The 14,390-nt window shown below is 40.2% G+C and carries 9 protein-coding genes; 4 read left to right on the plus strand and 5 right to left on the minus strand.

The window, feature by feature from the left end:
- Positions 1-63: 63 nt before the first annotated feature.
- Genes CLW00_RS03800 through CLW00_RS03815 form a run of 4 tightly spaced genes read left to right on the plus strand, consistent with a single transcriptional unit; the run spans position 64 to position 6,790 of the window.
- On the plus strand, positions 64-1,347 hold the full coding sequence (locus CLW00_RS03800; RefSeq protein WP_170073164.1) for a TolC family protein: 1,284 nt from the start codon (positions 64-66) through the stop codon (positions 1,345-1,347).
- Positions 1,344-2,456 (plus strand): efflux RND transporter periplasmic adaptor subunit, encoded by a 1,113-nt coding sequence (locus tag CLW00_RS03805; protein WP_106132332.1) that lies wholly within the window; start codon positions 1,344-1,346, stop codon positions 2,454-2,456. The genes CLW00_RS03800 and CLW00_RS03805 overlap by 4 nt, the downstream gene beginning before the upstream one ends.
- Positions 2,453-5,611: an efflux RND transporter permease subunit gene (locus CLW00_RS03810; RefSeq protein WP_106132333.1), complete on the plus strand. Its 3,159-nt coding sequence runs from the start codon at positions 2,453-2,455 to the stop codon at positions 5,609-5,611. Before CLW00_RS03805 ends, CLW00_RS03810 begins: the two co-directional genes overlap by 4 nt.
- 36 nt (positions 5,612-5,647) lie before the next feature.
- Positions 5,648-6,790 (plus strand): P1 family peptidase, encoded by a 1,143-nt coding sequence (locus CLW00_RS03815; RefSeq protein WP_106132334.1) that lies wholly within the window; start codon positions 5,648-5,650, stop codon positions 6,788-6,790.
- A 3-nt stretch (positions 6,791-6,793) separates the two neighbouring features.
- On the opposite strand, the gene CLW00_RS03820 is transcribed toward CLW00_RS03815, so the two are convergent.
- From CLW00_RS03820 to lysA, 5 genes are all read right to left on the minus strand, one after another.
- Positions 6,794-8,323, minus strand: a complete 1,530-nt coding sequence (locus CLW00_RS03820) for a cryptochrome/photolyase family protein (protein ID WP_106132335.1) — start codon at positions 8,321-8,323, stop codon at positions 6,794-6,796.
- Between the two features lie 88 nt (positions 8,324-8,411).
- The gene (locus tag CLW00_RS03825) at positions 8,412-9,440 is read right to left on the minus strand and encodes a PorP/SprF family type IX secretion system membrane protein (RefSeq protein ID WP_106132336.1); all 1,029 of its coding nucleotides are present in this window, start codon (positions 9,438-9,440) and stop codon (positions 8,412-8,414) included.
- Positions 9,441-9,442: 2 nt separating this feature from the next.
- Entirely contained in the window at positions 9,443-11,224 is a 1,782-nt protein-coding gene (locus CLW00_RS03830; protein ID WP_170073165.1) for a T9SS type B sorting domain-containing protein, read from the minus strand.
- A gap of 434 nt (positions 11,225-11,658) precedes the next feature.
- The gene (locus CLW00_RS03835; RefSeq protein ID WP_106132338.1) at positions 11,659-12,705 is read right to left on the minus strand and encodes a PorP/SprF family type IX secretion system membrane protein; all 1,047 of its coding nucleotides are present in this window, start codon (positions 12,703-12,705) and stop codon (positions 11,659-11,661) included.
- A 396-nt stretch (positions 12,706-13,101) separates the two neighbouring features.
- Positions 13,102-14,334, minus strand: coding sequence for a diaminopimelate decarboxylase (gene lysA, locus CLW00_RS03840; RefSeq protein ID WP_106132339.1), 1,233 nt, complete (start codon positions 14,332-14,334; stop codon positions 13,102-13,104).
- Between the last annotated feature and the right edge of the window lie 56 nt (positions 14,335-14,390).

Consider the following 14,390-nt stretch of genomic DNA (forward strand, 5'->3'; position numbering starts at 1 on the left):
CTTTCCCTAATGGTCTTGAAGAAATCCTGCATTTTTATTCTTTTTTTTATACCTGCCATCCTGATGGCTCAGGAAAATCAGAAGTTGACATTAGATGACTTGATTCAAATAGCCTATCAAAACCAACCTGTCCTCAGGATGACCATGATAGAGCGGGAAATAATCGACAACAATGTCAAGTCATCTCTTTCAGGATGGCTCCCACAAGCTGGACTTGAGGCTGACTACTTCCGTTATTTTGAGCAACCGGTGGCTATTTTCCCTGACTTTAACAACCCTGGATCTGGTAATGTGCAGGAAGTTCGGACCGGTGTTCCCTTCAATTCAAACCTTAATTTTTTTGTAAACCAATCTATCGTAAATAATGACCTGTTCAGGGCAAAAGGCCAGGCCAACTACCTGAGGGCTTCGGCTGAGCAAAACTTAGAGCTCGTGAAAATCGAGCTAAATGTGAATACAAGCAAGGCCTTTTTTGAAGCCTTACTCAGCCAGGAAGAAATCCGAATCAGAGAGGAGGATATCCAAAGACAAGAAAGGCAGTTGAAAGATGCAAGGTCACTCTATGAAGCGGGTATAACGGACAATATTGATTACAAAAGGGCAAGAATCGCACTTCAAAATTCCCGCTCAGCTCTATTTCAAGCTCGAGAACAGTATCAAGTCAGTATGGCCAGACTCAAAGAATTGGCAGGGATATCAGGAGCAGCACAAATAGAATTGGATTATGAATTGAATGAGCTTATAGAACAGGTTCAACTTGACACCCTTGAAGGGGTGGATTATGGCAAAAGGTATGAGAGTCGGTACCTCATGTCCCAAAAAAGCATTCAAGAAGCGGAATTGGCATTTTCGCGAAGAACATTTCTTCCAAATATCGATGCATTTTTCAATTACAATATCATCTATCAAACACTCGACGGAAGTCAGCTTTTCAATACAGCCTTCCCAAATTCACTTGCCGGCTTTAGAATGGCCTTTCCTATTTTTCAAGGAGGAAGAAGAAATTATGAAATCAGGGCGGCAGACTTGCAATTGAAACAGCTTGAAGTAGCACAAGAGGAACTTCAACTTCAGATCAATCGTGAGCATCAGGAGGCATTGAGTGCTTACAAAGCATACCTCTATGAATGGAAAATTCAAGAAGAAATAAAAGACACTGCTGAAGAAATCTACAACACCATCAGCCTACAATATGAAGAAGGGGTAAAGAATTTCCTTGAAGTCATTCAGGCAGAAACAGACCTGAGAACGAGTAGAATCAATTATATCAATGCCCTTTTCAGGTTGATGGCAAGTAAAATGGATTTGCTGAAGGCAAGAGGAGAAGTTCAAACGGAGGAATTATGAGACTTGAAAAATACATACCGATCTTTCTGATGTACCTAATTCCAATGGTGCTTTTTTCCTCATGTGCCGATGAAAAAGACCAAGAAGAAAAGGAAAAAGTTACGGTTTCGGCTGCAATTGAAAAAGAGATCAGATTTTCCCGTACCTATCCTGCCACAGCGGTGGCACTAGAAGAAGTGGAGTTACGGGCAGACGTAGTTGGCTACGTCACAGGAATTTTCATCAAAGAAGGACAGGAGGTCAAAAAGGGCCAACTTCTTTATCAGATTGACCCTACGCGGTATGAAGCCAGACAACAACAAGCTGCTTCCGCTGTTTCTATTGCTGAGTCTAACCTTGAAAGAATAAAAAAAGACTTCGAAAGATATGAAAGGCTAAAAGCCGAAGATGCCATCGCTGCCCAAATTTATGACAGTGCGCTCAATGAACTCCGCAATGCAGAACAAGAACTCAATGCGGCAAAGTCAGAGCTGGAAAACACGAGCATTGACCTTCAGTATGCCAGTATCTATGCTCCTTTCAACGGAACGATAGGCTTCAGTCAGGTAAGAATGGGCAGTCTCGTAAACCCTGGAGAAAGTCTATTGAATATCGTCTCAAGGGACGATCCCATGGGTGTGGATTTTTATCCAGAAGAACGCTATTTGAATAAATTTTTGGAGCTTTCAACTTATGAAACCACTCTGGAAGATTCAGTATTCACTCTCAAATTGAGTGATGGCAGCATTTTCCCTCATCCAGGAGAAATAGAAATCCTTGATAGAGCGGTAAATAGAAACACAGGAACAATTCAAATCAGGGTGAAATTTGATAATAAAGAAAGGAAACTCAGGCCTGGAATGAGTGCAACTTTAATTGTCAATGAAACAGAAAATGAAAGCGTCATCTTGATCCCACAGTCTGCCATCAAAGAGCAGATGGGTGAGTTTTCAGTCTTTGTTGTGGAAAATGAGGAAGTCAAACAAGTCAAAGTAGAAACTGGAAGGAATTACCAGGATAAACGAGTCATTAAAGAGGGTTTGGAGCCGGGACAAAAAGTAATAGTCAAAGGGATTCAAAAAGTACAAGACGGTGATGTGGTAGAAATAATAGAGGAAAAAGAATCATGATAGCAGATACTTTTATCCAAAGGCCCAATACCGCCATAGTCATTTCGCTATTTATTTTATTGCTTGGCATTTTGGCCATCAACACTTTACCTGTATCCCAATATCCAAACATCACGCCCCCGGTGATTCAAGTGACTGCTACTTATACAGGTGCAGATGCCGAAACCATAGAGCAAACGGTCATGACGCCACTGGAAACCGAAATCAACGGTACTCCTGGTATGGCTTATATAGAAAGCACTGCAAGTAGTGAGGGTAGGTTGACCATGAACATCACATTTGAAGTAGGCACTGACATTGATGTTGCAGCTGTAGAAGTTCAAAACAGGATTTCAGTCGCAGAACCCCTATTGCCAGAAGAAGTGAGGAGACTTGGCATTGTGGTGAGAAAAAGAAATCCCAGCATCCTGCTTATTGTATCAATATTGAGTCCTAATGGCACCCATGGAATTGATTTCTTGAATAACTACACCAATATATTTGTAAAAGATGAACTCTTAAGAGTGCCAGGTGTCGGAGATATTTTTGCCAGAGCGGAAGACTTCAGTATGAGAATCTGGCTAAAACCGGACAGGCTTTCACAACTGGGAATCACCGCCAACGAGGCTATTGCAGCTCTTCAAGAACAAAACTTGCAGGTGGCAGCTGGAAGAATAGGAGCTCCTCCACAGACAGAATTCCAATCCTTTGAATACACTGTTTTTACAAATGGCAGGCTACAAACAGTAGAGGAATTTGAAAATGTCATCCTGAAAAACAATCCTGAAAACAATGCCTTGGTCTACCTCAGAGATGTGGCAAGGGTAGAACTTGGACGTTTTGATTATGCTACCAATAATTTTACGGATGGTTATCCCGCAGCATACCTCTTAGTGTACCAAACTCCAGAAAGCAACATCCTAGATACAGAACAAGGAATCAGGGAAACGATGGAAAGGCTCAAAGAAAACTTTCCCAAAGACCTGGATTACATCATTCCATTTGAATCGGCATCTGTCGTATCAGAATCGATAAGCGAAGTGGTAAAAACTCTGTTTATTGCCCTCGGGCTTGTCATTTTAGTGGTGTTTGTTTTCCTTCAAAACTGGAGGGCTACCTTGATCCCAATTCTGATTATCCCCGTGTCAATAATCGGCACTTTTGCACTCTTTATTCCACTTGGATTCACTATAAATACGCTGACCTTATTCGGCTTTGTATTGGCAATAGGGATTGTTGTCGACGATGCTATTGTGGTAGTGGAAGCCACTTCAGCCATTATGGAAAAAAAGGGGGTATCTGCAAAAGAAGCTGTTACAGAAGCCATGAAGCAAATATCAGGGCCGGTAATTGCCATGTCTCTGATTGTGGCGGCTGTATTTGTACCAGTCGGATTTATTCCAGGGATCATTGGAAGACTATACCAACAATTTGCCATGGCCGTAGCTGTATCGGGATTGATATCGGGATTTGTGGCCTTATCCCTTACTCCAGCATTATGTTCTCTACTTCTCAAACCGAGCAGCATCAATGAAAAGTCAAAAGGGCTTGACAAGTTTTTTCATCATTTCAACCGGCTTTTCGATAAACTTCAAAAAAAGTACGATCGCGGGGTAGAATGGAGCTTGGGAAACATCAAAATAATTATCGCCGGTTTGATCCTTTTAGGAGCAGCGACCATCTTTATGTTTCAATTCAAGTCTACAGGATTTATCCCTACAGAGGATGAGGGTCGGTTATTTGTGACTTTTGAGCTACCTGAAGGGTCTTCCACCAACAGGACACTCAGCACCATCAACAAACTGATGGAGGTGCTCCAAGAACAAGAAGAAGTGTTGCATTTTTCAGGTGTCACCGGATTGAATGCTGTGAACTTTGCGACAAAATCGAACAGTGGAACCGTATTTACCCAACTTACTCCTTGGGACAAGAGGAAGGGAAAAGGGCAAAATGCCTTTGAGGTAAGGGATAGATTGGAAAAAATACTCGCTGAAGAAATCCCCGAAGCTGAGGTAGTCATTATAGCACCTCCGGCCATTCCAGGATTGGGGAGCACCTCAGGATTTACCTTTATTTTTCAAGAATATGACAATAGCGGCGACATTAAAGATTTTGAAGCCAATTTGAAAAATTTTATAGGTGAAATCAACGGCCATGAGGACATCGGTTCAGCCTTTAGTTTTTTCAGCGCAAGCACTCCCGCATACCAAGTCAATCTTGATAGAGAAAAAACAGCTCGACTGGGAGTAAATATTGGCGAGGCTTATCAAACTTTACAGACATATCTAGGCAGTATTTATGTCAATGATTTTATTTTGTACAACAGAAACTTCCGTGTCTTGGCCCAAGCGGATTCAGCGTATAGAGAAAGTCCTGAATCATTGAGTCAGTTCTTTTTGAGAAACTCAGAAGGCGGACTGACACCCTTGAGTAACCTTACGGAAGTGAAATTAATCGAAAATGCGCCATTGATCAGTCATTTCAATCTTTTCCGCTCTGCTACTATCAACGGTGAGGCAGCGCAGGGAAAGAGTTCGGGTGACGCAATCCGTGCATTGGAAGAAGTTGCGGACAACAGTCTTCCTTCGGGCTATGGTTTTGAATTCTCCGGTATCACAAGAGAAGAAGTGGCCACGGGAGGAAGCACGCTTTTGATTTTTCTACTTTCAATCATCTTTGTATTCCTATGCCTTACGGCTTTGTATGAAAGCTGGTCAGTTCCTTTTTCGGTTTTGATGGCTGTGCCTACTGGCGCATTTGGCGCCATCATCACACTATTATTAATACCCAGATTGGAAAATAATGTCTATGCTCAAATAGGTCTTTTGACCTTGATAGGCTTAGCAGCTAAAAACGCCATCTTGATAGTGGAATATGCCAAAGAAAGGGTTGACGGTGGTATGGATATCAAAGAGGCCGTCATAGAAGCTTCCAAACTACGTCTACGCCCCATTATTATGACCTCTTTGGCTTTTATCCTTGGAATCATGCCTTTGGTTTTTGCCGGTGGCGCCGGTGCACTAGCACGTCAGACCATAGGATGGACAGTCTTTGGGGGAATGACTATGGCCACATTGATGACCATCTTTATTGTTCCGGTACTTTTTGTATTGATTACAGGATGGGCATATTCCGAAAAGGAACTGGCGGCACTAAAAGAGAAAAAAGATTCCTGATTTTTTCTAACTTGAAAAAAATCTGCATTGGCAACTATGAAAAGAACCACACGAAGCATTTTGCTTTTTTCAATTATGGCATTTTCTACACTTTCTGCTTACTCTCAACAAAGGCCCCGTGAATTAGGAATTAAAATCGGTGTACTTCCAACAGGCGGGCTAAATGCCATTACGGATGTTTCGGGAGTAAGCGTAGGACACCTCACCAAGATAGAAGGAGATCAAATCCGCACAGGAGTCACTGCCATAATTCCCCATCAAGGAAACCTTTTTCAACAGAAAGTTCCTGCTGCAATCTATGTGGGAAATGGTTTTGGAAAACTGGCTGGAAGCACCCAAATACAAGAGTTGGGCAATATGGAGAGCCCTATCATTCTAACCAATACCCTGAGTGTTGCTGCAGGGATTACTGGGGTAGTACAATACACTTTACAACATGACGGCAATGAATCTGTCCAGTCCGTGAATGCAGTAGTAGGAGAAACCAACGATGGCTATTTGAATGATATACGAGGGCAGCATATAAGCCCAGAAGAGGTACAAAAAGCCATTGCCACTGCTACCGAATCGAATGCTGAAGAAGGAAATATCGGGGCTGGTACCGGTACCGTATGCTTCGGGTTCAAAGGTGGGATAGGCACATCCTCTAGAAAACTCCCTGAGAGTCTAGGAGGATTTACAGTAGGAGTGTTGGTGCAGACTAATTTTGGTGGCGTATTGCAAATCAACGGTGTTCCGGTAGGACAGGAATTGGAACAATATACCTTCAAAAATCAACTCGAGTCTGCCGATGGGTCTTGCATGATTATCGTCGCGACTGACGCTCCTGTAAATGAAAGAAACCTTCGAAGAATTGCTGAAAGAGCAATGTTGGGATTGGCCAAAACCGGCGGCATAGCATCCAACGGCTCCGGTGATTACGTGATAGCCTTTTCCAATCATTCCGACAACTGGGTTCCACATCAAGCAAAGTCTCTTGAAACGAGCAAAAACCAACATTTAAGAAATGATGACATGACTGCACTTTTTCTCGCTACGATAGAGGCCACTGAGGAAGCTATCATCAACTCCCTATGGGCAGCTGAGGATATGAAAGGAAAAGATGGAAGGGAGATAAAGGCACTTCCAAAAGACAAGGTTTTGGAACTGATGGACAAGTACCAGAGGTTATCTCAATAAATTTTATAGCGAATCAAGATCGTTAAGGTATTTCTCTGCCTGTTCAAGGATTTCATCCTTATTCTTCATCTTGGCCAAAGTCCTGTAAGCCATTCCAATTCTTGGGTTTTTGGCGAGTTTGTCTTCGTTTCTATTATAAAAATGCCAATATAGACTGTTAAAGGGGCAGGCTTTATCTCCTGTTTTTTTACTTTTTGAATAATGGCAGCTCCCACAATAATTGCTCATCTTGTCAATATAGTTGGAAGAAGCTGCGTAAGGTTTGGTGCCTACGATTCCTCCATCAGCAAACTGACTCATACCTCGTGTATTGGTGATCTCTACCCATTCTATGGCATCTATATAAATTCCCAAGTACCAGGCATCTACATCATCAGGTTTAATTCCTGCAATCATAGCAAAGTTTCCAGTAATCATTAGCCTTTGGATATGGTGGGCATACGCATGGTCCAATGACTGACCAATAGCATGTTTGAGGCAATTCATTTTGGTATCTCCGGTCCAAAAGAATTCAGGCAATTTCCTCTGATTACCGAAGAAATTAAGGTTTTGGTATTCTGGCATTTTGGCCCAATAAACCCCTCTCATGTATTCCCTCCAACCGATAATTTGACGGATAAATCCCTCCACTTGCGCTATATCGATTTGATTTTGGTGTTCATACCAGTATTTTTCAACCTTTTCCACTACCTCCAATGGAGAAATCAATTTGGTATTCAAACTAAAACTCAACCTACTGTGAAAAAGAAAAGGGTCTTCAGTATGCATAGCATCCTGATACATCCCAAAATTGGGTAAGAGTTTTTCACAGAAATAGTCCACCAAAGCCAAGCTCTCCCTCCTTGAATGTGGCCATGAAAAATTTTGAACATCTATATTGCCAATGGTCTTGACCTCTGCCTTTTCAATCATGTTGACCAATTCAGAAACATCACGGCTTTTTAACAATTGCGGTTCCAGAATAGAAGTGTCTTTTAATTTATTCCTATTAGCTTCATCATAGTTCCACTTGCCGGTCAAGGGTTCTTTTCCATCCATGAGAATGTCGTATTTCTTCCTCATTTCCCGATAAAAGGATTCCATTAGGTAGCTCTTTTTTCCTTTGAAAAAGGTTTTTAAAAAATCTCTATCCGTCAAAAAATGCTCTGTATCATATGATTTGGAAGATATACTAAATGAGCTGCAAATTTCTCTCAACTGCTTATCAAGCCGGAATTCATCAGGCAGCATATATTCAAAGTGGTCGAAACCTTCCTTTTCCACTAGCCTATTCAGGTTTTTTTTGAGGTTTTGTTCATTTCCTGCATCATCCAATTTGATGTAGATCAGCTTGTGACCTCTATCCTTAATTTCCTCAGCAAAAGTTCTCATCACCTGAAAGAAACCTACAACTTTCTGAATATGATGCTTTACATAATCAGTTTCTTGCCTCATTTCCATCATAAGGTAAGTAACAGAATCATCTTTTTTCTCAAACCAAGAATGCTTGCTGTTGAGCTGATCTCCTAGAATCAATCGAACAATTTTTGCCATATCTTAGAAATCAATATCCCATCAATATGTTTCAAATTAAAAAAACATTGAGCAATTGAGATAAATAGGGCTGAGTTAGCTAAAAGTTTTAATATTTGAAACAAGGCATGCTACTTGGCCTCCTTCCATCACCGCCGTTGTTTTTTCCTAATAAAAAGGAATAGCGCATAGAAATCTCATGGGCGCCTCCGGTATTGGCTTGTCCTAGTTGCGATAAGGTAAAGTCATAACTATAGCCAATATCTATACCGCTCTGAAGGGAAAAACCAACCAAACCTATAATTGACTCGGTATTGGGCAAGGCAGTACTTTTGGTGGGCAAGCCTCTGTACCACGCTCCAATGACCAAGGGTTGCAGATTGACCTGCATCCCCAGATCCAACTGATTGAAAACATCTTGATGCTTGTAATTGAAAGCAAAGACAATTTCTCTGGTATTTTGAGTATTCATCAAACTACTTAGTGCTCCTTCTGATAGGTCTACCTTCATCCCACCGTGGAGTGATAATTTCATCGGCCACTGAGCTATTTGATCATCAATGAAAGATATATTGGGTTGGCTGACATGGTGGGCAGAAAAACCTAACCAGCCCCACTGATTATTGTAAAGCATTCCAAAGTGAAAATCTGCATACCTATGCCTCATATCCAAAACCAAGGATTCACCGCTATGGTCTCCGATTATTCCGCTGTCAGGATCAATCTGACTACCAAAGACCATATGATTGAGATTGGCATCCCTTGATACAAACGACCCCTGCATTCCAAACCTGAGAAAGCTATCCAATCCTAACCTCAACCTGTAAGAATATGCCAAACCTATTTCAGAAGTACTTAAACCCGACATGGTCTCATCCATGCCGTTCACAATCAACGCTACCCCACTGTTTGTCCCAAAGAAGTAATGGTCAAAATAAGCTGAATATGCATTGAGTGAGTGATCTAGACCAGGCCATTGGTTTCTGTAATTGACACCAAATCGCGTCATCTCTGCAGAACCTGCAAAAGCGGGATTAAGATAAATAGGAGCAGCATAGAATTGAGAAAACTGAACATCCTGTGCCCGGATAGAGAAGCCTAGAAAAACAACAAATAAAAAGGTAACTAGGGCTTTCATATTTACCTGATTAAAGTTATCGAACCGGACTTTTGCAATTTATCCCCCTGAATATTGGTGAAGGAGATTTGATACACGTAGCTGCCTCTTGGCATTAATTTCCCTTTATAGAAACCGTCCCATCCTTCACTTTCGAGTCCAGAGGCTGCGAATATTTGCTCACCCCAATTGTTAAAGATGTTCATTTCAAATTCGATTACCCCTTTAATAATGGGCTTGAAAGTATCATTCAATCCATCTCCATTGGGTGTAAATGCTGTAGGAACAGTCATCCATGCTTCATTATCGAGCACGCTGACCACTTTTGTTTCTACCGAAGAACAGCCATATATATCATAAGCGGTCAAAGTCACATCAAAATCACCCCAAGCATTGTAACTGTGGATGGGGTCTTTGTCAGAAGACATTTGACCATCACCAAAATCCCAATGCCAGGCGATAAACTCTTCAGATATTTGACTTTCAAAAATCAATTCCTCCGACATGTATACTTGATCCAATGCGTTGATTTCAAGTTTTCTAAAATTGAAATCGATTCTTAAGCTTGATTCCTTGTCAAAGGAATTAACCCTTACCTTTTCAAGCACACTACAGCCATCTGCATCGATCACCTCCACACCGACTTCCTGCTCGTTTAGCAATTCAATTTCTTTTACATTGATAGAACCATCTGACCATTTGATAGCATATGGGCTTTTTCCTCCTTCGATTTTTAGCCATGCTTGGACTTTGAAATCTCCTGTACTGCAATCCAGCTCCAAAGAAGTATCAATGTGAGCAACCATTTTTTCAGGTTCTTGTATGGTAATTGACTGATTGACCGAGCAGCCAGTTGCATCAGTTACCTTAACAGAATAGATTCCTGCAGTCATCCCAACTATACTGCTGGACTTTTGTCCATTATTCCATTGAATGCTATAAGGTGCTACACCACCGGAGATCTCAAGATCAACTTCTCCATCCTCAGCTCCTGCACAAAGATTATGTTGTATCCTGTTCACTTCTACTATGATATCTGATTGGGCCGAAAAAACCTCAAAAGACCTGTAGCTACTGCATCCCTTTTCATCTTTTACCAATACTTCATAAATACCAGCATACAATCCGGAGATATCTTTGGTGGTTTCTCCATTTGACCATTCAAAAGAATAGTTGCCAGAACCACCATCTACATCAAGAAAAATAGCTCCAGTTTCATTGCTGCAATCTATGTTTTCGATCCTTTCATTGATTTCAATACCAGGACCATCTCCTAAAATCTCAAAGGAAATACTTGTGTCACAATTAAAATGATCTGCAATAGTGACGGTGTAGGTACCAGGCAATAGATCGGCTGCCTCCCATTTGTCTCTCAGGCCATGGGACCACTCAATTTTATATGGTTCACCTCTTCCAAACTTGACTTCTAGCTTTGCACTCCCATCAGCACTGCTTCCACATGTAGCATCTTTTTTTTCTATCAAGTCTACAATCAAAGGAAAGGGGGGCTGAATTATGATCTTTTCGGTATGTTCCTTTCCATTGGCATCAGTAATAAAAACTGTGTAAGTACCTGCAAACAGATTATACCTATTTTGAACAGTTTCATTATTGTTCCACCTAAAAGTATATGGTGCTTTGCCTCCTGTGACATCAAGTATAATATGGCCTTTATCCTCATGTGAACAAAGGGCAAGTTGACCTGAAATAGTAACTGAAATATTCTCAGAAGGGTAATTATCGGTTTTTTGATATTCTATAGTGTTGACTCTTTTGTCTATATCCTGAGCCAAAGCATCTTCCATAAAAAATATGGTTAGTACACCCAAAAAGAAGTGTTTGCAAATTGACAAATATCGCTTTCTAGTCCCCATGGCCTTGAATCAATACTGAAAATAACTAGTTGATTTGCATACTGTTTTTTGCATTTCATACAGAGATTAAAGATCTACAGTATTTAGAATATTATTTTATGTATTACGTATTATGCAAAATGATAATCTTATTTAACACGTATTACAAGTAATAAATGAATAAAATGCTGTTAAAAAAACTTTCTAGTGGATATTTTCACAGACAGAAAATATTAGAATATTTATATTTTGATATAAAAAGTTTAATATTCAAAATAGCGTTTAAATAGTGCTTTTTAATAGGTATAAAATCAAAATCAGCTATAAAATAAATTTTAGCTATCAACAAAGACCTAATAATGTTTTACAATAAAAAACTTGCTGAATCAGTAATGGAAACAAGGAATTGTCCGTGCTTTTTGGTTTCGGTTTTTAGGATCTCCCCACAAAAAAGAATAACGCATAGAAATCTCATGAGCACCGCCACTATTTCTAAGGTTCAATTTGGAAATCGTAAAATCATAACTGTATCCGATGTCTATTCCAGTAGGTAAAGAAACTCCTATCACTCCAATAATAGCTTCGTTATTTGGCAACCTATATTTTGTTGGAAGTCCTCTGTACCAAACACCTACGACAAGTGGGTCTAAAAAAAGCTGTGCTCCTACATCCAATTGGTTAAATGGTGCCTGCTGCTTGTAATTGAAGCCTAGAGAAAGTGAGCGTTCCTGTCTGGTATTTGAAAAGGTATTGTTGATACCTCCATAGCCAAGTTGGAAGCGGTAACCACCATGAGCGGAATACCTCACCGGCAAAGCGCTGATTCCTTCATCTACAAAAGACACATTAGGTTCAGTAATATTATGAGCTGAAAGTCCAAGCCAAGCATTTTTGGTCGTAAACATGGTGCCAAAATGGTAATTCATAAACCTGTAGTTGTAATCCAAGGCTATTCCTGACAACTCATCTGTAATTACACCTATACTACCGCTGCCGATATCTATCATGGATCCAAAAATCAGGTCCCCAAAGTAAGCATCCCGAGAGATAAAACTCGCCTGACCACCAAACCGCCAATTGATGTCATCAGTAAGTTTGAGGTTATAACTATATGCTAACCCAACTTCATTTGTAGCCAATTGTGCGAGGCTTTCTCGATTTCCATTGATTATCAATCCTATCCCACTATTGTAGTCAAAAACATAGTGGTCAATATAAGCTGAATAGGAATTAAATGAGTGGTTAAGGCCTGGCCATTGGTTTCGATAGTTGAGACCTACACGTGTGAGTTCGGATGCTCCTGTCATGGCCGGATTCAAAAAAATTGGGGCAGCATAGAACTGGGAAAATTGAATATCCTGAGAATAAACTTCTCTGGTACTCAAGATTCCTAATATCAATAACGCTAATAAACGTAGGTAATTCTTAGCCATAATAGCCTCTGCCTATTTCAGTTGTTTTTCAACAACATTTACTCAAATTAAATGTGTAGATATTATTGCAATTACTAGGGCGAGGTATGGGCGTATACAATGGGTATTTTCCAAACACAATCTTATCAAACATCACATTCTGACGTGAATATAAATTGTTTTTTAGAAATTGTGGGATTTTTTTGACCAATATTTATAAACCTCTTCTCACATAACTTTTAATCTCCAATTTCATGCCAAGGAAAAGACCCGGCCAAAGACCGGGTCTTTTGAAAATAATTACTACTACTAGGGTTTACCGCTAACCGCTTTCTATCCCTGTAGCAAATGTACTTATTTAGTGTAATTCTATCAATATTTTTCTCAATTATTATATTGATAATGAATATCTTACATTTATATTCCAATGTCTACTTGATGTTTTAAAATATCATCAAAAGACTCTCTTTTGCGAATTAAATGGGCTTTACCATCCAAAATCAAAACTTCTGCAGGTCTCAATCTTGAGTTATAATTGGAAGCCATACTGAAGCCATATGCTCCTGCATTTTTTATTGCAAGAATATCACCCTCTTGAACCTCTTTCAATTTTCTGTCAGCTGCAATTGTATCTGTTTCACATATATATCCAACGATAGTATACACCCTTTCTGGTCCTTCTAGCCTTGAAATATTTGCAACACTGTGATATGCGTCGTACATCATTGGACGTATAAGGTGGTTTAACCCCGTATCTACACCTACGAAGGTAGAAGCAGGAGTGGACTTGATTACATTGGCCTTAGTCAATAAAGTACCTGCTTCACTTACCAGGAATTTTCCGGGTTCAAACCATATTTCCAACTCTCTTCCATATTCCTTGCAGAAATTTTTAAAAGCCTCAGAAACTCTCTTTCCGACATCTTTGATATCAGTAGAAATGTCTCCCGGCTTGTATGCCACCTTAAATCCTCCACCAAAATCCAAAAACTTCAAACCTTTGAATTCTCGGGCTGCATCAAACAAAATCTCTGCTCCTTTTAAGAATACATCCGCATCCAAAATGTCTGATCCTGTGTGTACATGTAGTCCAGTAATATCAAGTTCATATGCTTCTACCACCTTGTGCACATGCTTCAATTGTAGAATAGAAATCCCAAACTTGCTGTCGATATGGCCTACAGAAATTTTGGCATTACCACCAGCCAAAATATGAGGGTTGAGTCTTATACACACTGGAATAGAGCTGCCATATTCCGTCCCAAAATGCTCAAGCATGGGGATATTGTCAATATTAATCATTACACCAAGTCCAACGGCTTCCTTGATTTCTTCAAAAGAAACGCCATTTGGGGTATACATAATCTCGTCTGGACTGAAACCGGCATGAAGACAAAGTTTTACTTCTTCTATAGACACAGCGTCTACTCCTGTTCCTGACTTTTTCATCAATTTCAGGATGTTGATATTTGACAAGGCCTTGGTAGCGTATTTAATTTTCAGCTTCACCGTTGAAAATGCATCCTGCAGTTGCTTTACCTGCCCTTGGATTTTTTGCCCATCATATACGTAAAGAGGCGTGCCATATTCTTTGGCCAAATCAGTGAGGCCAATACCTTGAATCTGATAATTTTGATCTTTGATCTCCATGCGTGTTAAATTAAGCGACAAAGATAGGGATAGCTCATCAATAAAAAAGGGAAGCT

The organism is Mongoliibacter ruber (assembly GCF_003003005.1).
Lineage (GTDB): Bacteria > Bacteroidota > Bacteroidia > Cytophagales > Cyclobacteriaceae > Mongoliibacter > Mongoliibacter ruber.